A 25,831-nucleotide genomic window follows, 5' to 3' on the forward strand; every position below is an offset into this window, starting at 1 on the left:
CCCGCCATGACCCGCCGTGCCCTTTTGCTGCTTGCCCCTGCCCTGCTCTTGGCCGGTTGCGCCAGCCTGAACCAGGTAGGCGCCGAGGTCAGCAGCTTCGGCGAATGGCCTGCCGGGCGCGCTGGCGGCACCTACGCCTTCGAGCGGTTGCCCTCGCAGCAGCAGGCCGGCAGCCGCGCCGCCCAGCTGGAGGCACTGGCCGCACCGGCCTTGGCCAAGGCCGGCTTCCAGCCCGCCCCGGCCGGGGCAGCGCCGGACGTCATCGTGGCCATCGGGGCGCGGGTGTCGCGCACCGACGCCGCCCCCTGGGACGACCCGCTGTGGGTGCGCTGGCACGCGCCGCTGCGCGCTTACCGCTACGGCCTCTACCCCGTGCGCCCCTGGGGCAGCAGCTTCCCGCCGGAGCCGCGCTACGACCGCGAGGTGGCGCTGCTGCTGCGCGATCGCGCCTCGGGCCAGGCCCTGTACGAGGCCCGCGCCAGCAACGACGGCGCCACGATGGGCAGCGAGGCCCTCGTGGGCGCGCTGTTCCAAGCGGCCATGAGCGACTTCCCACGGGCCGATCCCAAGCCGCACTGGGTGCGCGTGCCGCTCCCCTGATCGGGGGTCGGGCGCGCCAAAGGCGCCCGGATAATTCCGCCCCTTTCGACACGCAGGGGGCGGGATGGCTTCGACGATCAACTTGGTGGTGATGGCCGCCGGCAAGGGCACGCGGATGAAGTCCGCCACGCCCAAGGTGCTGCACCCCATCGCCGGCAAGCCCTTGGTGCAGCACGTGCTGGACACCATGGCCCCCCTGCCCGCGGCGGCGCGCATCGTCATCACCGGCCACGGCGCCGAGGCCGTCGAGGCCCGCACCCGCGGCGAGGCGCTTCGCTTTGTGCGCCAGATGCCTCAACTGGGCACGGGCCATGCGGTCCAACAAGCCTTGCCCGCGCTGAACGACAGCGCACCCACCACGCTGATCCTCAACGGCGACACGCCCCTGGTGCAAGAGTGCACCGCCCGGGCCCTGGCCGAGGCCTGCGGCGGCACAAAGCTCGCGCTGCTGACCGTGGTGCTGGACGACCCCACGGGCTACGGCCGCATCCTGCGCTCCCCAGATGGCGCCGTGCTCGGCATCAAGGAGCACAAAGACGCGAGCGAGGCCGAGCGCCAAGTCCGGGAGGGCTACACCGGCATGATGGCCGCGCCCACCGCGGCGCTGCGCCGCTGGCTGGCGGCGCTGAAGAACGACAACGCCCAGGGCGAGTACTACCTGACCGACATCGTGGCCATGGCCGTGGCCGAGGGCGTGCCGGTGGTGGCCACGCAAGCCCCCAACGAAACCGAGGTGCTGGGCGTGAACGACCCGGTGCAACTGGCCGACCTGGAGCGCCGCTTTCAGCGCCGCGAGGCCGAGCGCCTGATGCGCGCCGGCGTGCGCCTGCTGGACCCCGCCCGCTTCGACCTGCGCGGCACCTTGACGCACGGCAGCGACGTCGAGATCGACGTCGGCTGCGTCTTCGAAGGCAGCGTGCACCTGGCCGACGGCGTTCGGGTGGGGGCCCACTGCGTGATCAAGAACGCCCGGCTCGACGTCGGTGCGGTGATCCACCCCTTCACCCACATCGATGGCGAAAGCCAGCCCGTGCAGGTGGGCGCCGGTGCGTTGATCGGCCCCTTTTCACGCCTGCGCCCTGGCGCCATCCTGGGCCGCGAGGTGCACATCGGCAACTTCGTCGAGGTGAAGAACAGCACCCTGGCCGACGGCGCCAAGGCCAACCACCTGGCCTATCTCGGCGACGCCACGGTGGGCCAGCGGGTCAATTACGGCGCCGGCGCCATCACCGCCAATTACGACGGAGCGAACAAACACCGCACGGTGATCGGCGATGACGCTCACATCGGCTCCAACTGCGTGCTGGTGGCCCCGGTGACGATCGGCGCGGGCGCCACCGTCGGGGGCGGCTCCACCGTGACCAAAACCGTGCCGGCCGGCGGATTGACCGTGGCGCGAGCCCGCCAAGCCACCCTGCCGGGCTGGCAACGTCCCACCAAGAAAGCAAAGGCATAACACCATGGCCGGCGCCAGCCTTCTCGCCCTGCTCGACGACATCGCCACCGTCCTCGACGACGTGGCCGTATTGACCAAGATTGCCGCCAAGAAGACCAGCGGCGTGCTGGGCGACGACTTGGCCCTCAACGCGCAACAAGTCGCCGGCGTGCGCGCCGAACGCGAGTTGCCCGTGGTGTGGGCCGTTGCCAAAGGGTCGATGCTCAACAAAGCCATCCTGGTCCCGGCCGCGCTGTTGATCAGCGCCTTCGTGCCCGCCTTGATCGTGCCCTTGCTGGTGCTGGGCGGACTGTTCCTGTGCTTCGAAGGCGTGGAAAAGCTCTGGCATGCGTGGGCCCACCGCGCCCAGGCGCAGGCCGAGCACGAGGCGCTGACCCAGGCCCTGCAGCAGCCCGATGTCGATCTGGTCGCCTTCGAGCGAGACAAGATCCGCGGCGCCGTCCGCACCGACTTCATCTTGTCGGCCGAGATCATCGTCATCGCGCTGGGCATCGTGGCCGGCCAGCCCTTGGCCACCCAGGTGATGGTGCTGGTCGGCATCGCCGTGGCCATGACGGTCGGCGTTTACGGTCTGGTGGCCGCCATCGTCAAGCTGGACGACGTCGGTCTGTGGCTCACCCAAAGGCATGCCAGCGGGCTGCTGCACCGCTTGGGTTGGGGCCTGCTGGCCCTAGCGCCGGGGTTGATGAAGGTCCTCGGCGTGGTGGGCACGGCCGCCATGTTCTTGGTCGGCGGCGGCATCCTCACGCACAACACGCCCGCACTGCACCACCTCTTGGCCAGCCAGCCCTGGTGGACGGCCACGGCGGCCGATCTGGCCGTCGGGGTGCTGGCGGGCGCCTTGGTGCTGCTGGCGGTGAGCGCGGTGCAGGCTTGGCGACGCCCCCCAGCCAAACCCTGATGACAGGGGCCCCGGAAGGTCCTACCCTGGCTCTCATCCAAGGGGGAGGGCTGACCCATGTTGCAACACGCGATGGCTTGGTTGGGACTCGCAATCGTGCTCGTGCTGGCGGCCGACATGGCCTTGCTGGCCTTGCAACGACGGGGATGGTCCGTGCAGCGCCCCTGGGCTGACTGGCACATCGGCAGCGGCGAGCCGCAGCGCGAACGACGCCGACAAGCCGTTCAACACCTGCGCGAACGTCGCTCACCCATCGCCTGCGCCCGAGACGACCGTGCCCCCGAAACCCAAGCGGCCATGGCTTTTGCGACCCTGTCGGGCCGTCACAATCGGGCATAGCCCCGGCTCGCGTCTCGAGTCGGCACCTGACCTGAGCCACTCGACCCCATGAAGCGATCCCTCGTGCCCCTGGCGCTGGCCCTGTGCTTGGCCCTTCCCGCCCTGGCCGCCCCCGAACCCTCTCAACCGGTGCTGCCCCGCGCAGGCACTGGCGCCACCAACCCAGCCGACGAAGCGTACGCGCGGGGCCTTCAAGCCTTTTCGGCCGGCCAACAGGATGAGGCCCGGCGCGCCTTCAACGAGGCCCTCAAGGCCAACGACCGCCACGTGATGGCGATGCTCGCGCTCGTGGAGTTGGCGTTCCAAGCCAAGAACGACGCCGAGGTCCGGCGCTGGCTGCAAAAGGCCGAACAAACCGAGCCCAACAACGTCCACGTGCTGCTGACTTTGGGCCGCTATCACCTGACGCGCGACCAAGCCAGCAAGGCCGAGAGCGTGTTGACCCGCGCGGTCGACGCCCAGCCGAAAAACCTGCAAGCCCTGATCGAGCTGGCCGATGCCCACTCGCGCCAACGCGACCACGCCAAAGCCGCGGTGCGGCTGCGCCAGGCGGCCGAGTTGGCCCCCCAGTCCGCCCAAGTGCAGCAACTGCTGGGCCTGACGCTGATGCGCGGCGGCAAGCCGGCCGAGGCAGAGAAGCACTTGCTCAAGGCCGCCGAACTCGAGCCCCAATCGCCCGAGCCGCTGCTGCTGCTGGCGCAAATGGAAACCAAGGCCGCCGGCGCCACCAAGTACATCGACCAAGCCCTGCAGCGCGCCCCGCAAAGCTACGACGGGCTCATGATGCGCGCCTACTGGCAGCATCAAACGGGCGACACAGCAAGCGCTCGACGCACGCTGGACGGCGTGATGAAGCTCTACCCCAAGCTGGCCGAACCCTGGGTCCGCCTGGGCATGCTGGCCTCGGCCGAAAAGCGCACGGCCGACGCCCGGTCGGCCTACAAGGCCGCCCTCGAACGCGATGCCAACCACCCCGTGGCCCTGAACAACCTGGCCATGATTTCCCTGGAGGCGGGCGAGAACCCCAACGTGGCCGAGGGCATGATTCGCAAGGCCCTGAAGGTGCTGCCCAACAACGGCGCGCTGCAAGACACCCTGGCCACCGTGCTGGTGGCCAAGAAGGACGCCCGCGGCGCACTCGCGGCCATCCAACTGGCGGCCAAGTTGTCGCCCAACGACCCCGGCATCCAACTGCATTTGGCGGAGATCCTGCTGCTGAACGGCGACAAGGTGGCAGCCAAGCGCACAGCCGAAGCCCTCAAGCCCGGCCCGGGCGTGGACCCCGGGCGCTTGGCGGCCGTGCTGCGCTGAGAGTCTGCGCGGCAAAAGCCCAGGCGGGCTGACCGCCCCCACCCCCGACGCCCCATATGTCGGGATTCTTGACAAGCGACGTTCGCTGACACACCGCCCGATGGCAAGCCACCATCGGGCGGTGCCGTTTTCGGACTGGCTCGCATCTTGCGGCTGGGTGGTTCTCACTCTCGGAGTCTTTCCATGAAAACTTGGTCCTTGGCCATCGCCACCGCCGCCGCAGCCACCCTGATGCTGGGCTCGGTCCACGCCGCCCCCGTCACCGGCGCCAGCGGCGCGGGCGCACCGCCCCTGCCCGGCGTGACCTCGGTGGTCGACTTCGACGCCCAGAGCAACAGCAGCTTCGCCTCGCTCACGCTGGGCAGCGTCACCTTCAGCGGCATCGGCGGCAATCTGCGCACCAGCAATCAGTACGCTGGGCAGTACAACGGCCGCGGTGCGTACTACCTGGACAACAACGCCGGCAACACCGGCGGGATCCGCTTTGACTTCAGCAGCATCGTCAGCGCCTTCGCCTTCCAGTGGGGAGCGTCGGACAACACCTGGACTTTGGCCGGCTACGACGCCAGCAACAACCTGATCGAGTCGTTCGTCACCCCGATCACTTATGCGTCGAACGCGGGGGACTACATCGGCCTGAGCGGCGGTGCGTTCAAGTACGCCATCTTGACGAACAGCAGCAGCTACGACTGGGTGTTCGTGGACAACTTCAGCATCGTGGAAGACCAAGGCGGCGGCACGGTGCCGGAACCCGCGGGTCTGGCCCTCGCAGGCTTGGCCTTGCTGGGCTTGGGCGCCTCGCGCCGCCGCCGGGCCTGAGTCGTCACGCTCGGTCCCTCAGGCCCGCCACTGGCGGGCCTTTTTCATGCGCGGCTCATGCACGGGCCAACACCGGGGCGAGCGCCACGCCGGTGTGCGTGCCGGCCCGCACCAGGGCCTCGGGCGTGCCTGCGGCCACCAAGCGGCCGCCGCCCGTGCCGCCCTCCGGCCCCAAGTCCAGCACCCAGTCGGCCTCGGCGATGAGGTCGAGGTCGTGTTCGATGACCCAGACCGAGTGGCCGGCGTCCACCAGGCGGTGCAACACCTTGATGAGGCGCTGCACGTCGCTCATGTGCAGGCCCACGGTGGGCTCGTCCAGAACATAGAGCGTGTGCGGCTGCTTTTGCCGGCGCACGTCGTCGCGCACCTTCACCAGCTCGGTCACCAGCTTGATGCGCTGGGCCTCGCCGCCGCTGAGCGTGGGCGAGGGCTGGCCCAGGGTGAGGTAGCCCAGGCCCACGTCCTGCAAGAGCTTGAGCGGGTGGGCGATGGCGGGCATGGCACCGAAGAACTCCACGGCCTCGTCCACCGGCAGGGTCAGCACGTCGCCGATGCTCTTGCCCCGCCAGCGCGCGGCCAGGGTTTCGGGGTTGAAGCGGGCGCCGTGGCACTGGTCGCACTGCACCTTCACGTCGGGCAGGAAGCTCATCGCCAGGGTGCGCATGCCCTGGCCTTCGCAGGCCGGGCAGCGGCCGGGGCCGGTGTTGAAACTGAAGCGCCCGGCGGCAAATCCGCGAGCCTTGGCCTCCAGCGTGTCGGCGAACAGCTTGCGGATGGCGTCCCAGAAGCCGATGTAGGTGGCGGGGCAGCTGCGCGGGGTCTTGCCGATGGGGGTTTGGTCGACCTCGAGCACGCGCTCGATGGCCTCGAAGCCCTCGATGGCCTCGCAGCCTTGCCAGCTCTTGAGCGCCTTGCGCAGCGGCACGGCGGCGGCCAGGTTGTGCATCAGCACGTCGCGCGCCAAGGTGCTCTTGCCCGAGCCCGACACGCCCGTGACGGCCACCAAGCGGCCCAGGGGCAGCGAGGCGTCCAGGCGCTGCAGGTTGTGCAGGCTGGCGCCCTTCACGGTCACGCTGGGCGTGGCACTGTCCACCGGGCGGCGGGCTTGCTGCGGGTGCTTGAGCGGCTGGGCCAGACAGGCGCCGGTGACCGACTCGGGCACGCGAGCCAGGTCGGCCGCCGTGCCCTGCGCCACCACGCGGCCACCGCGCGCGCCAGCGCCGGGGCCGATGTCGATCAGGTGCTCGGCGCGGCGGATGGTGTCTTCGTCGTGCTCCACCACCACCAGGGTGTTGCCGCGCTCGGCCAGCAGGCCCAGCGCGTCGAGCAGGATGCGGTTGTCGCGCGCGTGCAGGCCGATGGTGGGCTCGTCCAGCACGTAGCAAACGCCCTGCAGGTGCGAGCCCAGCTGCGCGGCCAGGCGGATGCGCTGGGCCTCGCCGCCGCTGAGCGTGGGCGCGGCGCGGTCCAGCGTCAGGTAGCCCAGGCCGACCTGACCCAGGAAAGCCAGACGCGCGCGGATCTCGGTCAGCACGTCACGGGCGATGTCGGCGTCGCGGCCGTCCAGCGCCAGCGCGTTGGCCCAGGCGGCGGCCTCGTGCACGCTCTTGGCGGCGATGGTGGCGATGGGCTCACCGTCGAAGCGCACGGCGCGGGCCGTGGGGTTCAGGCGCGCGCCTTGGCAGGCGGGGCAGACCTCGTCGCTCAGGCCCTCCAGGTCGACCTCGGCGTGCAGCTGCTGCTCGCGGCCCTTTTCGTCGGCGGCGAGCACCGAATCGTCGAGCTGCTGGCGCTGGGCGCGGTCCAGCTTCAGGCCCGTGCCCACGCAGGACGGGCACCAGCCGTGCTTGCTGTTGTACGAAAACAGGCGCGGGTCCAGCTCGGGGTAGCTGGTGGCGCACGTGGGGCAGGCGCGCAGGGTGGAGAACACGCGCACGCGCTGCGCGGCCGGGTCGTCGATGGGTGCCAGCAGGTGCAGCACGCCGCGGCCGGTTTGCAGCGCGCTGGCCAACAGCTCGCGCAGCGCCGGCTCGTTGGCGGGGTCCACCACCACGTCGCCCACCGGCAGTTCCAGCGTGTGTTCCTTGAAGCGGTCCAGGCGCGGCCAGGGCTTGGTGGGAAGGAACTGGCCGTCCACGCGCAGGTGCGTGGTACCTTTGCCGGCCCATTGCTTGGCGAGGTCGGTGTACAGGCCCTTGCGGTTGATGACGAGCGGCGCCATCACGCCCACGCGCTGACCGCGGTGGTCGCGCAGGATCTGCGCGGCGATTTGCTCCAGGCTTTGCGGGGCCACCGGCGTGCCGTCGTGCACGCAGTGCTGCTGGCCCAGCTTGACCCACAGCAAGCGCAGGAAGTGCCAGACCTCGGTGGCCGTGGCCACGGTGCTCTTGCGGCCGCCACGGCTCAGGCGCTGCTCGATGGCGACGGTCGGCGGGATGCCCCACACGGCGTCCACCTCGGGCCGGCCCGCCGGTTGCACGATGGAGCGGGCGTAAGCGTTCAGGCTTTCCAGGTAGCGGCGCTGGCCCTCGTTGAACAGGATGTCGAAGGCCAGCGTGCTCTTGCCCGAGCCCGACACCCCCGTCACCACCGTGAACTTGCCGTGCGGGACGTCCACGCTCAGGCCTTTGAGGTTGTGCTCGCGGGCGTTGACGATTTCGATGGCGGCCTTGCGCGGCGCGGCCATGCGGCGCTTGTTCAGCAGCAGCGTTTGCAGCGGCGAGCCCTCGGCCACCACCAGGGGGCGTTCCATGGCCTGCACGTAGTCGCGCAGCGCCTGGGCGGTGTGCGTGTCGTGGTGCAGCATGAGGTTTTCGGGCGTGTCCTCGGCCACGATGCGGCCGCCGGCCGAGCCACCTTCGGGCCCGAGGTCGATCACCCAATCGGCCGCGCGGATGACGTCGAGGTTGTGCTCGATCAGCAGCATCGAGTGCCCGGCCGCCATCAGCTTGCGCAGCGCGCGCATCAGCTTGGCGATGTCGTCGAAGTGCAGGCCCGTGGTGGGCTCGTCCAACAGGAACAGCAGCCCTTTCTTGGCCACGCGCTTGGCGCTGGCGCTGTCGGCCAGGTGGCTGGCCAGCTTCAGGCGCTGGGCCTCGCCGCCGCTGAGGGTGGGCACGGGTTGGCCCAGGGTCAGGTAGTCCAGGCCCACGTCCACCAAGGGCTGCAGGCGCAGCTGCACCTCGCGGTCGTTGGCGAACCAGGCCAGGGCCTCGGCCACGGTGAGGTCGAGCACGTCGGCAATCGAACGCTCGACCCCGCCGCGTGCCAGCTTCACCTCCAGCAGCTCGGCGCGGTAGCGGGTGCCGTGGCAGTCGGGACAGCGCAGGTAGACGTCGCTGAGAAACTGCATCTCCACGTGCTCAAAGCCCGAGCCCGAGCAGGTGGGGCAGCGGCCGTCGCCGCTGTTGAAGCTGAACATGCCGGCGGCGTAGCCACGCTCCACCGCCAAGGGCGCGGTGGCAAAGCGCTGGCGGATCTCGTCGAACGCACCCACCACGCTGGCGGGGTTGGAACGCGCCGTCTTGCCGATGGGCGACTGGTCGACGAACACGACACCCGCCAGCCAATCGGCCCCCAGCAGGCGGTCGAAGGTACCCGGGGCTTCGGTGCTCTGTCCGAAATGGCGCAGGAGCGCTGGCGCGAGGATGTCCTGGATGAGCGTGCTCTTGCCCGAACCCGACACGCCGGTGAGCACCACGAAGCGCTGCAAGGGCAGGAAGAGGTTGACGTTCTGCAGGTTGTGGGCCCGGGCGCCCTCCAGCAACAGCTTGGGGGTGGCTTCGTCCACCGCGCGCTTGACGGCGAGGCCCACGTGCTTGCGGCCACCGAGGTAGGCGCCAGTGAGCGTGTCGGCCTCGCGCAAGGCCTCGGGCGTGCCGTCGAACACGATGTTGCCGCCCAGACGGCCGGGGCCGGGGCCCATGTCGATGACGCGGTCGGCCGCCCACATCACGGCGGGGTCGTGCTCCACCACCACCAGGGTGTTGCCAGCGTCTCGCAGGCGGTGCATGGCCTGGGTGATGCGGTGCATGTCGCGCGGGTGCAGGCCGATGGACGGCTCGTCCAGCACGAACAAGGTGTTGACCAGGCTGGTGCCCAGCGCCGTGGTGAGGTTGATGCGCTGCACCTCGCCGCCGCTCAGGGTGCGGCTTTGGCGGTCGAGTGTCAGGTAGTGCAGGCCCACGTCCACCAAGTACTTCAGGCGGTTGCGGATCTCGTCCAGCAAATGGCCCAGGGCCTGGTCCAGCAGCTCGCTGGGCGGTTGGTAGGCGTCGAAGAAGTCGCGCAGCGTGCGGATGGGCAGGCGCATCAAATCGGCCAGGCTCAAGCCAGGCAGCGCGGCCAGTTGGTCCGACGTCCAGGCCAGGCCCTTAGGCAGGAAGCGCGGTGCATCGACCGCTGGGCCGTCCAGGCGCCACAGCAGGGCCTCGGTTTTGAGCCGCGCGCCGCCGCAGGCCGGGCACTCGGTATAGCTGCGGTACTTGGACAGCAGCACCCGGATGTGCATCTTGTAGGCCTTGGTCTCCAGGTAGGCGAAGAAGCGCCGCACGCCGTACCACTTCTTGCCCCACTGGCCGTCCTTGTAGCCCTCCTCGCCCTCCAGCACCCAGTGCCGGTGCTCGGGCGACAGCTGCGCCCAGGCCGTGTCGCGCGGGATGCCGTGCAGGCCGCAGTGCTTCATCAAATCGTCGTAGCACTCGCTCCAGGCCGGCGTGGTGAAGGGCTTGATGGCGCCGCCGCGCAGGGTCTTCTTCTCATCGGGAACGACCAGGCCCCAGTCCACGCCAATCACGCGGCCGAAGCCTCGGCAGGTCTCGCAAGCACCCAGGGCCGAATTGAACGAAAACAGGGCCGGCTGCGGCGCCAAGTAGCGGCGGTCGCTTTCGGGGCAGTGCAGGCCGGTGGAATAGCGCCACTGCAGCCCTGGATCGTCCAGGCCCTGCACCAGCAACTGGCCATTGCCACGCACCAGGGCCAGCTCGATGGCTTCGGCCAAGCGGGCGGGGTCGGCGCTGCCCAGTCGCAGGCGGTCGACCACCACGTCCATCAGCGTGCGATCGCCCACCTCGCGCCGGTTCATGGAGCGCGTGTAGCCGCCAGCGCTGAGCCACTGCTCGACCTCGGCCTCGCCGATGCCGCCGGGCAGCTCCACGCCGAAGCACAGGGCCACGCGCGGGTCGCCGGCGGCGGCGGCGCGTTGCAACAAGTCGGCGGCAATGGTGGCCGGGGTGTCTTGCCGCACGGGCAGCGCGGTGTCTTGGTCGAACAGCTGGCCGGCGCGGGCGAACAAGAGCTTGAGGTGGTCGTTCAGCTCCGTCATCGTGCCCACGGTGGAGCGGCTGTTGCGCACCGGGTTGGTCTGGTCGATGGCGATGGCCGGCGGCACGCCGTCCACGCGGTCCACCTGCGGGCGGTCCATGCGGTCGAGGAACTGCCGCGCGTAGGCGCTGAAGGTTTCGACGTAGCGCCGCTGCCCCTCGGCGTAGAGGGTGTCGAACACCAGGCTGCTCTTGCCGCTGCCGCTGGGCCCGGTGACGACCGTCAGCTCGCCGGTGCGGATCTCCACATCCAGGTTCTTCAGGTTGTGCTGGCGGGCGCCTTGGATGCGGATCGGCTCAGACATGGGAGGGGCCAGGGGGACAGAGGGCGGACATTGTGGGCCGCTCGGCCGGCACGAGCGGCGACCCACGTGCAATCCCCAGCAACCCACCCTCCCATGCGTTGCGGGCTTCACGCTTCTCGGTGACCGTCCCAGGGTCTTGGCGCCAGGGGCGCAACTACCATCGGCCACCTCAGACCCACACCCAGGAGGAACGGCATGAATCCAGCAGCGAGGACCATCGCTTCTGCACTTCGGGCTTGGCGGCGCGGGCTGGCGGTGGCGCTGGCCCTGGGCCTGTCCGCCTGCGGCACGCCGGACACCAAGCCCACGGGCCCCCGAGAAGTCGCCTCGGCCATCACCCTAGACGGTCGGTTGATCCAGTTTGACGTGCTGCAGGCCCGCACCCTGCTGAGCAATCGGCCCCTGACCGGGCTCCATGCCCAGGACCGCGTGGTGGCGATGGCCCGTCGCGGCGCTGAAGGCCCCTGGGTGGTGCTGGGCGCCAGCGGCCAGCTGTACCAGTTGGATATGGCGCAAGCTCAGCTGCGGGCCTTGGGCTCGGCGGCCATCCTCAGCGGTGGCGGGCGGGAGTACGGCCTGGGGCACGACCGTGCCACCGACCGCTTTCGCGTCGTCAGCGATGCCGGGCTGAACTTGCGCCTGAACGCCGCCACCGGCGCCATGCTGGACAACGACCCCACCCGGCCGGGCATCCAGCCCGACCCGACACTGACGCTGAACGGCGTGCCGACCGACCCCAAGAGCCCCTGGGCCGGACGCCGACCCATGCTGACCGCGCTGGCCCCCTGGCCACAAGGTGGCGACCGTTACCTGGGCATCGAACGCGGCGTGGGCGCGCTCGTGGTCGTCGGAGACGAATCGCTTGGCGCGCAGGGCGGCCGGGTGCAGCCTTTGGGTCTGCTGGGCTTGGGCCCGCTGGAACGCGCCGCCCTGGTGGTTTCACCCCAAACCGGCGCGCTGTGGGCGGCGTTGACACCCCAGGGTGCCCCGAACGCCCGACTGCCCTCCCGCTGGGCGCGCATCGACGCATCCACCGGCAAGGGCGAGGTTCAGGGCGCCATCGGCGACAACGAATCCATCGTGGCCCTGGCTTTGCCCTGAGCCCTTGCGAGCGAACGCCATGACGACCTGGAATCGCCTGCTGACCGCCGCCCTGTTGGCCGCCTCCGCCCTGTTGACGGGATGCGCCAGCTCGGGCGATCGCTTCACCATCGACGACGGCCGGCCGGTCGACCCGACGCTGCTGGGCAGCATCGTGGCCTACGGCCATGGGGAGCGCGCCATCCGGCCCGCCATCGCCCGCACCGCGCGCCTGAACGACCCGGAATGCGACAAGCAGTGGGAGCTGCCGTTTGCCGTGGCGTCCAGCGCCGGGTGGCAAGACACCGAGCGCGTGGCCTGGAAGCGCGGCCTGGACGTGGACGAGCGCCCGACCGTGATTGCCGTGGCACCCGATTCGCCGCTGCAGCTGGGCGACCGCATCGTGCGGGTCTCGGCGCTGGACAGCAAAGACTGGGAGCAACAGATGCTCGCCCTGGCCACCCTGCGCGACCGCGGCGAGCCCTACGACGTCACCCTGGCCAGCGGCCGCAAGGTGGCGATCACCCCCTTCAGCGTGTGCCGCGGCTACAGCCGCTTCGCGCCGCCGAACACGCCCACGGTGCAGGACTACCACTGGCTGATGACCGTGCACCCGCTGGAGGTGCCGCTGGCCAACCTGTCGGACGACGAAGCCCTGTGGTTGGTGCTGTGGGGCCAAGGCGTCTCGGAGGAAGGCGGCGCCCGCATGAAGGGCGTGAGCTACGGCCTCAAGTTCGTCAGCACCATCTACAACGTCTACACCATCGCCACAGGCCTGCGCGGTGCCGCGCTGGCCGCCGAAGCCGCGGTGAACGCCGCGCGCACGGCGGCCACCCAAGTGGCCTCGGAGGTGCTCAAGCAGCAGCTCATCGACCAGGGCAAAGAACTCGCCGCCGCCAAACTTCGCGAGGGCTTGACCGAGGCGCTTGGGCAAATCAGCCGCGGTCAGATGGTGGACGCCCTGCAGCGGGCCGCACAAAACCGGGGTTCGTTGTCGGGCATCTCGTACATCGCCTCCACCGCGTTCGAAAAGGCCGACGTTTGGGCCCTGAGCCGCATGCAGCAGCTGGGCGGCGACCCGATGGCCGCCTGGACCCTGCATCAAAAACTGGTGCAGCGCGAGTTGCTCGCCAACTCCCTGGTGTTCGACGCCGATCGCCTGGCCAACGCGACGAAATGGGCCCAGGCCCAAGGCTTTCAAGCGGAAGTGAGCCGGGCGCTGCAAGGCCTGGAAGCCGAAAGCTTGCAGCAAGAGCTGGCCAGCATGCCCCTGGCCACCAAGGCCAAACGTTTCAGCTACACGCTGGACACGGCCTCCGCAACGTCCCCCTTCGCCCAAGGCCTGATCGAAGCCACCACCAGCATGCCGGTGGCCAGCAAGAAGGATCGATGATGTTCGACGGTTTGACCTTCCCCCGCGCTGCTTGGGGCCGCTGGAGCTTGGGCCTGGGCCTGTTGACCATGGCGGTGGCCTTGGCGGCCGCCCCGATGGGCGCCGACGGCACGCCCCCCGCGGCGCCGCCCCCTGCCCCCGCCGCCTCGACCCCGGCCGCGCCAGCCAGCGGGGTCGACACCCCCGAAGCCCCACAGGCCCCTAGTGCCCCCAGCGCCGCGAGCGCGCCCGAGCCTGCTGCGCCGCTGGCCTCCTGTGCCAGCTTGCAAGCCAAGGGCAAAGGGGCCGACCTGCGCGCCGCGACGGCGCACGCCGAGGAACGTCCGCTGGAGGAGCAGCTCAAGCTCGCCCAGGAAGCGAGCTCGGTGTGGAGCCAGGCCGTGGCCCGCTGCGAGGGCAAAGCCGCCGAGCGCGCACGCCGCAATTGGGACGACGCCGAGCGCTTCCAGGCCCACATCGCCAGCCAGTTGGAGGCGGGTGGCCAGTGCGAAGCCGCCTTCCGCGACACGCAAGCCCTGGCCAAGCTGGCCCACAAGGCGCTGGAGGGCGCCCAGTTCGAGCAAGCCGCACGGCTGTTTGCCAAGGTGTCCGACGGCTGGGAGCTGGCGACCGAGGTGTGCAGCGGCCCGCAGCAGGCGCAGGCCGAGAAGCGCCGGGAGGAAACCGCCATCGACGCGCACAACGCCGAGTTCTGCGCCCCCGTGTTCCAGCGGGCCAAGGACTACGCCACGCGCCTGCGCGCCTCGCAATCGGTGCTCACGCCGCCCGAGCGGCAAAAGAACGGACAGATCGCCGAAACCCTCTGGCGTGAAGCCGCCAACCAGTGCCGCGAGGACGCCGCCCTGGTGGCCAAAAACGCCGCCCAACAGGCCGCCCGCGAGCGCGGCACGCCTTGGGTGCCCACCTACCCCGAACCCGAAGCCGTGGCCGCAGCGCCGGCCGCGGCTCCAACCCGCGCAACCCCTCGGCCCGCGGCCCCAAGCCCAGGCACCCCGGCCGCCCCCACCCTGCCGGCCAAGACCCCCGCGCCCGCACCCACTGGCGATGCCCCACGCCCCGTCTCACCCACGGCCAAGGCCAGCGCCCTCGCGCCCGCTGCCGCACCCACCGTCGCCCCGGGCGTGGCAGGTACCGTCGCTGCCGCCGCCCCGGTCGCGGCCACGGCGCCTGTCGGCGCCGTGGCGACCGCGAGTTCGATGCTCGGCAACCTGGCCGCTTCGTTGAAGGCCGCCACCACGGCCCCCGCGGCCAACCGCCCCGACCCCGCCGAGACCGCACCCGCCAGCGACGTGGTGCTGCGCGCCGCTGGCATGCGCTTCGAAGGGCAATTCCGCCAAGACGCCGGCACCCAAACCGTGAGCGGGCGGGGCACGGTGATCTGGGACAACGGCGACCGCTACCAAGGCAGCTTGCGCGCCGGTCGCCGCGAGGGCCCGGGCGACTTCGCCTGGGCCTCGGGGCAACGCTACAGCGGCGATTGGGTGGCCGACCAAGCCACCGGCCAGGGCGAGATGCGCATGACCAACGGCGACGTCTTCAAAGGCCAGTTCACCAACGGCCAGCCCGACGGCGCCGGCGAAATGCGGTTCGCCTCCGGCGACATTTACCGCGGCATCATGAGAAACGGCGTGGCCGACGGACAAGGCGTGTTCATCTGGGCCAACGGCCAGCGCAGCGAGGGCCTCTGGCGCCAAGGGGTGCTGGGGGGCCAGGGGCGCCTGCAGTTCGCCAATGGCGACCGCTACGAAGGCACGCTCGAACAAGGCGCGCCCCACGGCCGCGGCACCTTCCATTGGCAAAACGGCGATCGCTACGAGGGCGAATGGCTGCGCGGACGACGGCATGGCCAGGGGGTCTTCACCTGGGCCAATGGCGACCAGTTCCGCGGGCGCTTCGAGGACGACCGACGCACCGAGGACGGCACCATCCTGCGCAAAGACGACGAACCCGCCAAGCCATGAATCTGTACGCCGCGCTGGAAGCCGCCTGCCCCCCCCGGGGCATCGCCGTCGAGGTGGCCGACACCGACCTCGCCTACACCTGGGCCGATCTGCGCCAAGGCAGCGCCCTGCTCGCCACCCTGTTCACCGACCTGGGCCTGCGGCCCGGCGAGCGGGTGATGCTGCAAACCGACAAGTCGGTCGAGGCGCTGATGGTCTGGCTGGCCTGTCTGCGCGCCGGCCTGGTGCTGGTGCCACTGAACCCGGCCTACCAACAAGCCGAGCTGGACCACTTCTTGAAGGACGCGGAGCCGCGCCTGCTGGTGTGCGCACCCGAGGCCTTCCACTGGGCCAGCAAGCGGGCCTTCCTGAACGGCGTCCAATGGGTCTTCACCCTGGGGACCGAACGCCGGGGCACCCTGCTGGACCGCGCCGCCCAGCTGATGCCGCGTTGTCGCGACGAGGTGCTGCCGCGCGCGCCCGACGACGCCGCGGCCATCCTCTACACCAGCGGCACCACAGGCATCAGCAAAGGCGCGCTGCTCACCCACGGCAACCTGCTGAGCAACGCACAAACCCTGGTGGCGCTGTGGGGCTTCACGCCCGACGACGTGCTGGTGCACGCCCTGCCGATCTTCCACGTGCACGGCCTCTTCGTGGCCAGCCATTGCGCGCTGCTCAGCGGCAGCCGCCTGCGCTGGTGCCCACGCTTCGAGCCGGCGTTGGTGACGCAGCAATTGCGCGGTGCCACGGTCTTCATGGGCGTGCCCACGCTGTACACGAGGCTGCTGAGCTTTGCTGGCTTCACGCGCGAAGCCACCGCCAGCATTCGCCTGTTCGTCAGCGGCTCGGCACCCCTGCAGGCCGAAACCTTCGACGCCTTCACCGCCCGCACCGGCCAGGTGATCTTGGAGCGCTACGGCATGAGCGAGACCGGCATGTTGACCAGCAACCCGCTGAAGGGCGAGCGCCGCCGCGCCAGCGTCGGCCCCGCCCTGCCCGGCGTGCAGTTGCGCATCGCTCCCAGTGAAACCGGCGACGCCGACGGCGTGGGGGCCGTGGAGGTGAAGGGCCCCAACGTGTTCGGTGGCTACTGGAAACGCCCCGAGCTCAAGACCACCGAATTCACGCCAGATGGCTTCTTCCGCACCGGCGACTTGGGCCGCCTGGACCCCGACGGCTACCTTCACCTGGTTGGCCGCGCGAAAGACCTCGTCATCACCGGCGGCTTCAACGTCTACCCCGCCGAGGTGGAGGGCTACCTCAACGCCCTGCCCGGCGTGCAAGAGAGCGCCGTGATCGGCTTGCCGCACCCCGACTTCGGCGAGGCCGTGACAGCGCTCTTGGTGCCGCAGCCCGGTGCCACGCTGGACCCCGACGCGCTGCTCAGCACCCTTCGCGGCCAGATCGCCGCTTTCAAGTGCCCCAAGCGCCTGCTGGTGGTGGCCGATTTGCCGCGCAACGCCATGGGCAAGGTGCAAAAGAAGGCGCTGCGCGAGCAGCACGCGGGCTTGTATGCCTGAAGCCGCCACTTGCCCGCGCTGCGGCGGTGGCTTCGACTGCGGCGCGCGCGATGGGCATTGCGCCTGTTTCGAGCTGACGCTGAGCGCCGAGCAACAGGCCGCCATCGCGGCACAGTGGCAGGGGTGCTTGTGCTTGCGATGCCTGGTGGCGCTTCAACAGCCCACCCGCTCTCCGAGCGAGCCAGCCTCAGCTCACGCCGACCGGAGGTGTTGATGCTGCTACGTAGGTGCCGCGCGCGGGCGCCTGATCGGGTCGACGTCTACCGGTATCGGTACCAAGCCAAAGCCACAAACACTGGCGCCATCAAGAGGTAGAGCCACGCGCCCGTCACCACCCACAGGGTGGCGCCGGCGATGAGCCCTAGCAATGCACCGACGGCAGCAAGGATCACCGCATTCTTGCGGGCTGATGCGCGCTCCTTCTCGTCCATCTCCATCCGTTCACATCGACGCGCCGCGCGCCTTCTCCGACTCGAAGTAAACCACCTTGCGCGCCCGCATCACCTCGCCCAGCGGGCGGTGGGCGGCCAAGGCCTGCCAGGGGTCGAAGACGCCGCGTTCCACCTGTTGGGTGAACACCTTGTCGCGGGACGGGGCGTTCACCGCCAACTCGCCCACGGTCAACCAGGGAGCGACCGATTCGGGCCACTCCACGCTGGCGTCTTCGATGGGCGTGCGGGCTTCGTCTTCGAAGAACTGCAATTGCAGGGTGTAGCGCACCGGCCCAGAGGCTGCATGGGCGGCAAAGTCGGCGCCCCAGTCGTTGGCGGCATCGGGGCGGGGTGCAGCGGGGGCGATCGGCATCAAGCGCACCTTGCAGGCGTAGGGCCCGCAAGCGATGGGCAGCACGCTGGAAAAGGACTCGGTGGCATAACCGGTGAAGCGGCGCTTGAAGGTGCGGCCCATCTCCTTCAGTTGCTTCAAGGCCCCCAGCGGGCCGAAGGTGCGGAAGAACCAGGCCAACAGCGCCCCCGGGCTGCGCCCCGCCGCCAGCACCAGGGGCACGAACAACTCGCTGGTGGGGAAGGCGAAACGGGTTTGGTTGATGAGGGAGAAGTCCTGGTGGTCGATGACACCGCCGAGTGCGGCCTCACCTCTCACGTCGAACACCCGGAACGCAAAGCCGCGGATGTCCGGGCGGCGGTCGCTCTGCACGTCCACGCCGCCATTGGAAAAGCGCACCCACACCGGGTGCTCACCGGGCTGCGCGAAGAGGCCATGGGCGGCATGGGCGGGCAGCCCGCCGGCGACCGTCAGCCGCCCCAACGCGGCCACGGTGCCCTTGCGGTGCAGGGCGCGGCCGCGGCCGAACTGCTCGCTCTTGCGGCGTTGCATGGCCACGATGTCTCGGGCGGCGGCCACATGGCGCTCGCCCTCGCCAGGTCGGAAGTCTTCTTGCCAACGGGTGCTGGGCATGGTGTCAGAGGGTGAGAAGGGATCGGGCTGGGTCGAGCGGGTCGCCCAAAGAGCCGCCATCCAGGCGCAAAACGCAGCGGTGGCTCGGGCCGCAGCGAGGTTTCGTAGCGTCGAAAGCGGTAGTTGAGGGGATCAGCGCGGACATGAACGATTTCCTCTCGCCCTCTCAGTGCTGCAGGATCTTGGCCAGGAAGTCTCGGGCACGCAGGTGGCGCTGCTCGGGCTGGCCGAAAAAGTCGGTGGTGGGGCAATCTTCCACGATCCGGCCCGCATCCATGAAAACGACGCGGTGACTGACCTTGCGGGCGAAGCCCATTTCGTGCGTCACGCACATCATGGTCATGCCCTCTTGGGCCAGTTGCACCATCACGTCCAGCACCTCGCCCACCATCTCGGGGTCGAGGGCGCTGGTGGGTTCGTCGAACAGCATCACCAGCGGGTCCATGCTGAGCGCGCGCGCAATCGCCACGCGCTGCTGCTGCCCGCCGCTGAGCTGGCCCGGAAACTTGTCCTTGTGCGCCAGCAAGCCCACCCGGTCCAGCATCTTCAAGCCGCGGGCCAGGGCGTCGGTCTTGTTGCGGCCCAGCACCTTGACCTGCGCCAGGGTCAGGTTCTCGGTGACCGACAGGTGGGGAAACAGCTCGAAGTTCTGGAACACCATGCCCACCTTGGCGCGCAGCTGCGGCAGGTGGGTGGTCTTGGCGGTGATGGACTGGCCGGCCACGCGGATGTCGCCCTGCTGGATGGGCTCCAGGGCATTCACCGTCTTGATCAAGGTGCTCTTGCCCGAGCCCGAGGGCCCGCACACCACCACCACCTCGCCCTGCTGAACGCGCGTGGAGCAGTCGGTCAGCACCTGGAAGCTGCCGTACCACTTGCTGACGTTGTCAATCTCAATCACGAACAACTCCTGGTCGAAGAAGGCCGCCGGGCGCCTGGTGGCTGTGGGCGAATCGGGGGGCGGGCGTCACCGAATGATCTGGATGCGCTGCTGCAGCCGCCGCACGGCGAAAGACAGGCTGAAGCAAATGACAAAGTAGAAAACCGCCGCCAACAGGTAGCCCTCGACCGGGCGGTTCAGGTTGCGGCCGGCCAGCTCGAAACCCTTGAGCAAGTCGTAGGCGCCGATGGCGTACACCAAGGAGGTGTCCTGGAACAGGATGATGGTCTGCGTCAGCAGCACCGGCAGCATGTTGCGCAGGGCCTGGGGCAAGACCACGAGGCCCATGGTCTGGCCGTAGCTCATGCCCAAGGCGTAGCCTGCCTGTTGCTGCCCCTTGGGCACCGACTGGATGCCGGCGCGCATGATCTCGGCGAAGTAGGCAGCCTCGAACAGCGTGAAGGTGATGAAGGCCGAGGCCGTGGCATCCACGGGGCGCCCGATGAGCAAGGGCACCAGCAAGAAGAACCACAAGATGACCATCACCAAGGGGATGGAGCGCATCAGGTTGACGTAGGCCGCAGCGGGCAGGGCCAGGCCAGGCCGCCCCGACAGGCGCATCAGGGCCAGGACGGTGCCCAACACCACGCCGCCAACGGTGGCCGCCACCGTCAGCGTGATGGAGAACCACAGGCCGTTGAGCACGAACTGCCGGAAGAACTCCCAGGTGAAAAAGGAGAAATCGAGGTTCACCGCCCCCCTCCCGCGGCCACACCCGGCACGCGCACGGCACGCTCCAGCGCCGAGGCGGCCAGAAACACGGCAAAAGCACTGACGAAGTACAGCGCCGTGACCACGAGGTAGGTTTCGATGGGGCGCGACGTCTCTTCGCCCACCTGCCGGGCGAACTGCGTCAGTTCCAGCACGCTGATGGCGAAGGCCACCGAGCTGTTCTTGACCACGTTCATGCCCTCGCTCGTCAGCGTGGGCATGATGACGCGGAAGGCCACCGGCAACAGCACGTGGCGGTAGGTCTGCGGCAGCGTCAGCCCCATGGCCAGCGCCGCATAGCGCTGGCCCTTGGGAATGCTCTCGATGCCTGCACGCACCTGCTCGCTGATGCGCGCCGACGTGAAGAAGCCCAGCCCCAACCCCGCCAGCACGACACTGGGCATGGCCTTGAGGGGGGGCACGAACTCAGGCACCACGAAGTACCACAGGAAGAGCTGGACGATCAGCGGGATGTTGCGGAACAGCTCGGTCCAGGCATGGCCCAACAGCACCAGCACCCGGTAGGGGGTGGTGCGGGCCACGCCCACCGCGGAGCCCACCACCAACGCCACGAGCAGGCCGATGCCGGCCACGGCCAGCGTCCAGCCCCAGGCGCTGAGCAACCAGTCCAGGTAGGTCTGCACGCCCGGCTCTGGGCCCAGGCAACCCGCCACCACCGTGCCGTCCACGGTGTCTTTGCACCAGAGTTCCTGACGCTCTTGCCACCAATCCATGCGCTCTCCAGAAGCAACGAGGCGGGCCGGATGGCCCGCCACAGCATGCCCTCAGCCGGGCCTCACTTCTTCGCGTAATCCTCCATCGGCCTGTCGTTGGGGCTGGCCCACGCCGCCTTGGTGGCCACGCTGGCCGGCAGGTTCAGGCTGGTTTGGGTGGGCGGAATCGGCTGCACGAACCACTTGACGTACATCTTGGCCAAGTCGCCCGACTTCATCAGACCGACGATGGCCTCGTCCACGGCCTTCTTGAAGGCGGGGTCGTCCTTGCGGAACATGATGGCGATGGGCTCGACCGACAGGGTTTCGCCCACGATCTTGAAGTCCGAAGGCTTCTTGCTCTTGCTGATGGCACCGGCCAGGATTTGCGAGTCCATCACGAAGGCGTCGGCGCGACCGGTTTCCAGCATCAGAAAGCTGTCGGCGTGGTCCTTGCCCAGGATCTCTTTGAAGTCCACGCCGTTGGCGCGCTCGTGGCGCCGCAGCGTTTGCACGCTGGTGGTGCCGGTGGTGGTGGCCACCGTCTTGCCGTTGAGCTGGTTGATGCTGGTGATGCCCGAGTTGGCCTTGACGGCGATGCGCACCTCTTCGACGAAGGTGGTCACCGCGAAGGCCACGTCCTTCTGGCGGGTGGCGTTGTTGGTGGTGGAACCGCACTCGATGTCGACGTTGCCGTTCTGCACCAAGGGGATGCGGTTTTGCGACGTCACGGGCTGGTAGCGAACGCTGAGTTGCGACAGGCCCAGCTGACGCTGCACGACGCGCAGCACCTTGTCGCAAACCTCGACGTGGAAGCCGGCGTACTTGCCGTCGCCCAGGGTGAAGGACAGGGCGCCCGAGGACTCGCGCACGCCCATGGTGACAGTACCGCTGTCCTTGATCTTTTTGAGGGTGTCGGCCTGGGCGGTGCCACAGGTGGCCAGGGCCAAGGCCAGGGCAAACAGAGAGAGCTTCATGTCGGTTCCAGGTTGAGTGGTGAGGGGAAACTGGTCATTCCGGGGCCTGGCGCGCGGCCAGGAAGTCCCAAAGCCTGTTGGCGGCAAGCTTAGATCGCTTCTTGTGCTCGGGACGCTCGCGGTAAATACGCAGGGCCATCTGCAGCTCGAATTCGCCCGGCGGCGCTGCCGGCACCAGCCGGCGAGCTCGCAACTCGCGCTTGACCGAGCTGGCCGGCAAGAAGGCCAGCCCGTGCCCCTCCAAAGCCATGGCCTTGAGGCCTTCGGCCATGTCGGTTTCGTACAAGGCATCCAGGTGCAAGGGCACCCCGGCCTGCTTGACCACGATCTCCACCAGTCGAGCCAGGTAAGCACCTTCGGCATACGACAGGAAAGGGATTTTTTGACCCACATGACCCGGCAGCCGAAACAGGGCCTGGCCATCGGGGTCGGGCCGCGCGAAGGCGGCCAGGGTGTCGTGCCCGAGTTGCAGCATCTCGTAGCGATCGGGGTCCAACTGCAGCGGCTGGCTGGCATGGTGATAAGCCAGCAGCAGGTCGCAATGGCCTTCGCTCAGTTGCAGCACGGCATCGTGCACGTTGGCGGCGTTGAGCCGGCACTTGAAGGGGTCGAGCTGCTTGCGCAACTCCATCAGCCAGTGCGGGAAAAAGCTGAAGGCCAAAGAGTGCGGCACGGCGAACTCGATCATGTCGGCGCCGGTGGCCTGGTGGCTGCGCAGCATGTTGCGCGTGGCCTGCAGGTTGGCCAGGATTTCGATGGCCTGGGCCAGCAGGGTCTCGCCCGCCGGCGTGAGCCGGGTGGGGTAGCTGCTGCGGTCCACCAAATCCATGCCCGCCCAGGCTTCCAGCGCCTGGATGCGGCGGGAAAACGCCGGTTGCGTGACGTGCCTGACTTGGGCCGAACGCGAAAAGCTGCGCGTTTCAGCCAAGCTGACGAAGTCTTCAAGCCACTTGGTTTCCATAGTCAGTCGTCAGTCCGGTGGCTGTGAGTTTGCCTGCAGATTCCACATGCGGGCGTAGGCACCTCCCCTCGCCAGCAGCTCGGCATGCCGGCCGCGCTCGACGATGCGGCCCGCCTCCAGCACGAGGATCTGGTCGGCGTCCACCACGGTGGACAGGCGGTGGGCGATGACCAGCACCGTCTTGTTCTGCCCCACGGCGTCGAGCTGCGCTTGGATGGCGCGCTCGTTGTGCGAATCGAGCGCCGAGGTGGCCTCGTCGAAGATCAGGATGGGCGGGTTCTTCAGCAGCGTGCGGGCGATGGCCACGCGCTGCTTTTCGCCGCCGCTGAGCTTCAAGCCCCGCTCGCCGACCCGCGTGCCGTAGCCCTGGGGCGTGCTGCGGATGAAACCGTCCAGCTGCGCGGCCTGCGCCGCGGCCTCGATCTCGGCCGGCGTGGCCCCCTCCTTGGCGTAGCCGATGTTGTAGCCCAGGGTGTCGTTGAACAGCACGGCGTCCTGCGGCACGATGCCCAGGGCCTGGCGCAGGCTGTGTTGCGTCACCTGGCGGATGTCTTGCCCATCGATGCGCACCGCGCCGGCCTTCACGTCGTAGAAGCGGAACAGCAGGCGCGCCAGCGTGCTTTTGCCCGAGCCGCTGGGTCCCACCACGGCCACGCGCTGGCCGGGCTCGATGACGAAGCTGACGCCGTGCAGCACCGGGCGCGCCGGGTCGTAGGCGAAGTCGACCGCGTCGAACTCCACCCGGCCGCCTTGCACGCGCAGCGCCGGCGCTCCCGGCGCCTCGGCCACCTCGCGTTCGCGGCCCAGGAGGCCGAACATCTTGTCCAGGTCGGTCAGGCTTTGCTTGATCTCGCGGTACAGCACGCCCAGGAAGTTCAGCGGGATGTAGAGCTGAATCATGAAGGCGTTGACCATCACCAGGTCGCCCAGGCTGAGGCGCCCCTCGCTCACGCCCTGGGTGGCGCGCCAGAGCATCAGCACCAGGGCGGTGGCGATGATGAGTTGCTGCCCAGTGTTGAGCAGGCTCAGCGTGGTTTGGCTCTTGAGCTGCGCCTGGCGCAAGCGCTCCAGGCTGGCGTCGTAGCGGCGGGCCTCGAAGTCTTCGGCGCCGAAGTACTTGACGGTTTCGTAGTTCAGCAGCGAATCGATGGCCTGCGTGTGCGTGGCCGAGTCGATCTCGTTGAGCTGGCGGCGAAACTTGGTGCGCCACTCGGTGACGGTGATCGTGTAGGTGACGTACAGCACCAGGGCCGCGCCGGTGATGGCGGCGAAGGCCCAGTCGAACAGCCCCCCCAACAGGCTGAGCACCAGGACCACCTCGATCAAGGTTGGCAGGATGCTGTAGAGCGAAAAGCTGATCAGCGAGTGCACGGCCCGCGTGCCGCGCTCGATGTCGCGCGTCATGCCCCCGGTTTGGCGCTCCAGGTGGAAGCGCAGGCTCAAGTCGTGCAGGTGACGAAACACCTGCAGCGAGATGGCGCGCGCCGCGCCCTCGGTGGCCTTGGCGAACACCAGTTCGCGCAGTTCGGTGAACAGCGAGGTGCACAGGCGCAGCGCGCCGTAGGCCACCAAGAGGCCCACGGGCAGCACGAACAGCGGGTTGGCCTGGGCGGCGTCGAGTTGATCGACGATCTTCTTCAGCAACAGGGGCACGCCCACCGTGGCCAGCTTGGCGCCCAGCATGAAGCCCAAAGCCAGGGCCACGCGCCAGCGGTACTGCCAAAAGTAGGGGAGGAGCTTCTTCAGGACCTCGCCGTCGCGACGGGGCGCGGGCGGCGTGGTGACAGCGGGAGGGGAGACCGAAGGGGGCATGGCAGACCGTGGCGAACCCACGGATTCTCGGGGGTCACAAGCCCTCCGAGGCTCTCGAAAATCGCCCGTCCTTCGCCAGAACCCCATGAGCGCCCACCACCCCACCCTCCCCGCCCACGAGGCCCTGCGCACCAGCTACTCGCGGCAGCTCCGCCAAGGGTTTGCCGACCTGCGCTTCGACCCCCCTTTGGAAGCCGCCTTCCGGGAAGAGTTCGACCGCGGCCTGGCGCCGCGCTTGGCATGGCTGGCTTTGCTGATCACCGTGAGTTGGCTGGCGTTTTGGGCGGTCGACCCCTTGCGGATGCAGCCCCAAGCGCTGCCCGCCGCGCAGCAAGGCCTGTGGACCGAACTCATGGCGGTGCGCAGCACGGTCGCAGCCGTGTTGCTGTTGGCCACGTGGCGCGCCTGGGGCCGCCACTTGGGCGGTCACCTGCGCCACTGGGTGGTGGTCACCGCCCTGGTGGTGACGCTGGGTGGCGCCTGGGGCGCCACCTGCTACCTGCGCCTGGGCAGCTTTCAGCCCCTGGAAATCCTGCTGCTGCTGATGGCCGGCCTGTTCCTTCCCATCGGTCTGACGCTGCGGCAAACCCTGCCCTTGGCGCTGGCATGCTTGGTGGGGATGACCTTGGTGGGCGTGCTGCAAACCGAAGGTGCCGCGCAGGGGCGGTTTCTGTACTTCTCGGGGCTGATGCTCGTCGCGGCGCTGGTGGCGGCTTTCGGGGCCTACCACCGCGAATACGCGCAGCGCGAGCAGTTCTTGCTGCGGGCCGAATTGGCTTGGCAAGCCGGCCGCGACTCGCTCACCGGCCTGTGCAACCGGCGCTTGCTCGAAGAACGGCTTCAAGCCTTGTTGGCGCAGGCGCCGCACGACCGCGCACCCGTGGCCCTGGTGTTGGCGGACGTGGATCACTTCAAGCGCTACAACGACCTTTACGGCGCTGCCGCGGGCGATGCTGCCTTGCGGACTGTGGCCGAAGTCCTGCAGAGCATGGCCGGCCACCCCTTCGACATGGTGGCACGGCTGGGCGGCAAGTCCATGGCGGTGTTGCTGCACGGCCTGCCATTGCCGGAGGTGCAGCGCCTGGCTGCTCGCGCCTTGAACGACCTGCGCACCCGCGCCGTGCCGCACGACGGCAGCGAACATGGCTGGCTGGGCGTCAGCCTGGGGTTGGCCATGGCCGAGCCGGGAGACTCGCCGCAGTCGCTCCACCGGCGGGCCGACCACGCCCTGTACCAAGCCAAACTCAACGGCAACAACTGCGCCATCGCCGCCCCTTGAGACCCGGTTTGCGCTACAAACCGAGCCTCTGCCC

The 25,831-nt window shown here is 69.0% G+C and carries 21 protein-coding genes; 12 read left to right on the forward strand and 9 right to left on the reverse strand.

Features of this window, described 5'->3' with window-relative positions:
• Positions 1 to 6: 6 nt before the first annotated feature.
• From O9335_RS00320 to O9335_RS00345, 6 genes are all read left to right on the forward strand, one after another.
• Complete coding sequence (locus tag O9335_RS00320) at positions 7 to 600, forward strand: DUF4136 domain-containing protein (RefSeq protein WP_298381828.1); 594 nt, start codon at positions 7 to 9, stop codon at positions 598 to 600.
• Positions 601 to 664: 64 nt separating this feature from the next.
• Positions 665 to 2,056: a bifunctional UDP-N-acetylglucosamine diphosphorylase/glucosamine-1-phosphate N-acetyltransferase GlmU gene (glmU, locus tag O9335_RS00325; RefSeq protein WP_298381831.1), complete on the forward strand. Its 1,392-nt coding sequence runs from the start codon at positions 665 to 667 to the stop codon at positions 2,054 to 2,056.
• Positions 2,057 to 2,060: 4 nt separating this feature from the next.
• Positions 2,061 to 2,957 (forward strand): DUF808 domain-containing protein, encoded by an 897-nt coding sequence (locus tag O9335_RS00330; protein WP_298381834.1) that lies wholly within the window; start codon positions 2,061 to 2,063, stop codon positions 2,955 to 2,957.
• Between the two features lie 57 nt (positions 2,958 to 3,014).
• The gene (locus O9335_RS00335; RefSeq protein WP_298381836.1) at positions 3,015 to 3,296 is read left to right on the forward strand and encodes a hypothetical protein; all 282 of its coding nucleotides are present in this window, start codon (positions 3,015 to 3,017) and stop codon (positions 3,294 to 3,296) included.
• A gap of 48 nt (positions 3,297 to 3,344) precedes the next feature.
• Positions 3,345 to 4,607: a tetratricopeptide repeat protein gene (locus O9335_RS00340; RefSeq protein ID WP_298381839.1), complete on the forward strand. Its 1,263-nt coding sequence runs from the start codon at positions 3,345 to 3,347 to the stop codon at positions 4,605 to 4,607.
• Positions 4,608 to 4,790: 183 nt separating this feature from the next.
• Positions 4,791 to 5,426, forward strand: coding sequence for a PEP-CTERM sorting domain-containing protein (locus O9335_RS00345; protein WP_298381842.1), 636 nt, complete (start codon positions 4,791 to 4,793; stop codon positions 5,424 to 5,426).
• Positions 5,427 to 5,481: 55 nt separating this feature from the next.
• On the opposite strand, the gene uvrA is transcribed toward O9335_RS00345, so the two are convergent.
• Positions 5,482 to 11,052 carry an excinuclease ABC subunit UvrA gene (gene uvrA, locus O9335_RS00350; RefSeq protein WP_298381846.1) on the reverse strand — a complete coding sequence of 1,857 codons (5,571 nt, stop codon included), beginning with the start codon at positions 11,050 to 11,052 and terminating at the stop codon, positions 5,482 to 5,484.
• A gap of 195 nt (positions 11,053 to 11,247) precedes the next feature.
• Between uvrA and O9335_RS00355 the strand changes: the two genes are divergently transcribed.
• Genes O9335_RS00355 through O9335_RS00375 form a run of 5 tightly spaced genes read left to right on the forward strand, consistent with a single transcriptional unit; the run spans position 11,248 to position 17,202 of the window.
• On the forward strand, positions 11,248 to 12,153 hold the full coding sequence (locus O9335_RS00355; RefSeq protein ID WP_298381848.1) for a DUF4394 domain-containing protein: 906 nt from the start codon (positions 11,248 to 11,250) through the stop codon (positions 12,151 to 12,153).
• A gap of 19 nt (positions 12,154 to 12,172) precedes the next feature.
• On the forward strand, positions 12,173 to 13,525 hold the full coding sequence (locus tag O9335_RS00360) for a hypothetical protein (RefSeq protein WP_298381851.1): 1,353 nt from the start codon (positions 12,173 to 12,175) through the stop codon (positions 13,523 to 13,525).
• Positions 13,525 to 15,486 (forward strand): hypothetical protein, encoded by a 1,962-nt coding sequence (locus O9335_RS00365; protein ID WP_298381854.1) that lies wholly within the window; start codon positions 13,525 to 13,527, stop codon positions 15,484 to 15,486. Before O9335_RS00360 ends, O9335_RS00365 begins: the two co-directional genes overlap by 1 nt.
• Positions 15,483 to 16,988 carry an AMP-binding protein gene (locus O9335_RS00370; protein WP_298381857.1) on the forward strand — a complete coding sequence of 502 codons (1,506 nt, stop codon included), beginning with the start codon at positions 15,483 to 15,485 and terminating at the stop codon, positions 16,986 to 16,988. The genes O9335_RS00365 and O9335_RS00370 overlap by 4 nt, the downstream gene beginning before the upstream one ends.
• On the forward strand, positions 16,981 to 17,202 hold the full coding sequence (locus O9335_RS00375) for a cysteine-rich CWC family protein (protein ID WP_298381860.1): 222 nt from the start codon (positions 16,981 to 16,983) through the stop codon (positions 17,200 to 17,202). Before O9335_RS00370 ends, O9335_RS00375 begins: the two co-directional genes overlap by 8 nt.
• A 46-nt stretch (positions 17,203 to 17,248) precedes the next feature.
• Here the strand turns inward: O9335_RS00375 and O9335_RS00380 are convergent, their stop codons facing one another.
• The 8 genes from O9335_RS00380 to O9335_RS00415 form a co-directional block, all read right to left on the reverse strand.
• Positions 17,249 to 17,380, reverse strand: coding sequence for a hypothetical protein (locus O9335_RS00380; protein WP_298381863.1), 132 nt, complete (start codon positions 17,378 to 17,380; stop codon positions 17,249 to 17,251).
• 49 nt (positions 17,381 to 17,429) lie between these two features.
• Positions 17,430 to 18,404: a catalase gene (locus tag O9335_RS00385; RefSeq protein ID WP_298381865.1), complete on the reverse strand. Its 975-nt coding sequence runs from the start codon at positions 18,402 to 18,404 to the stop codon at positions 17,430 to 17,432.
• A gap of 166 nt (positions 18,405 to 18,570) precedes the next feature.
• The gene (locus tag O9335_RS00390) at positions 18,571 to 19,305 is read right to left on the reverse strand and encodes an amino acid ABC transporter ATP-binding protein (RefSeq protein ID WP_298381868.1); all 735 of its coding nucleotides are present in this window, start codon (positions 19,303 to 19,305) and stop codon (positions 18,571 to 18,573) included.
• Positions 19,306 to 19,371: 66 nt separating this feature from the next.
• Positions 19,372 to 20,037 (reverse strand): amino acid ABC transporter permease, encoded by a 666-nt coding sequence (locus O9335_RS00395; RefSeq protein WP_298381871.1) that lies wholly within the window; start codon positions 20,035 to 20,037, stop codon positions 19,372 to 19,374.
• Complete coding sequence (locus tag O9335_RS00400) at positions 20,034 to 20,789, reverse strand: amino acid ABC transporter permease (RefSeq protein WP_298381874.1); 756 nt, start codon at positions 20,787 to 20,789, stop codon at positions 20,034 to 20,036. Before O9335_RS00400 ends, O9335_RS00395 begins: the two co-directional genes overlap by 4 nt.
• Positions 20,790 to 20,851: 62 nt before the next feature.
• Entirely contained in the window at positions 20,852 to 21,745 is an 894-nt protein-coding gene (locus O9335_RS00405; protein WP_298381877.1) for an amino acid ABC transporter substrate-binding protein, read from the reverse strand.
• Positions 21,746 to 21,779: 34 nt separating this feature from the next.
• Positions 21,780 to 22,706 (reverse strand): LysR substrate-binding domain-containing protein, encoded by a 927-nt coding sequence (locus tag O9335_RS00410; RefSeq protein ID WP_298381880.1) that lies wholly within the window; start codon positions 22,704 to 22,706, stop codon positions 21,780 to 21,782.
• 9 nt (positions 22,707 to 22,715) lie between these two features.
• Positions 22,716 to 24,518: an ABC transporter ATP-binding protein/permease gene (locus tag O9335_RS00415; protein ID WP_298381883.1), complete on the reverse strand. Its 1,803-nt coding sequence runs from the start codon at positions 24,516 to 24,518 to the stop codon at positions 22,716 to 22,718.
• A gap of 85 nt (positions 24,519 to 24,603) precedes the next feature.
• Here O9335_RS00415 and O9335_RS00420 point away from each other — a divergent pair, with 85 nt between their 5' ends.
• Entirely contained in the window at positions 24,604 to 25,797 is a 1,194-nt protein-coding gene (locus tag O9335_RS00420) for a diguanylate cyclase (protein WP_298381886.1), read from the forward strand.
• The last annotated feature ends 34 nt before the right edge of the window (positions 25,798 to 25,831 follow it).

This window comes from Inhella sp., from assembly GCF_027532025.1.
Classification (GTDB): Bacteria; Pseudomonadota; Gammaproteobacteria; order Burkholderiales; family Burkholderiaceae_C; genus Inhella.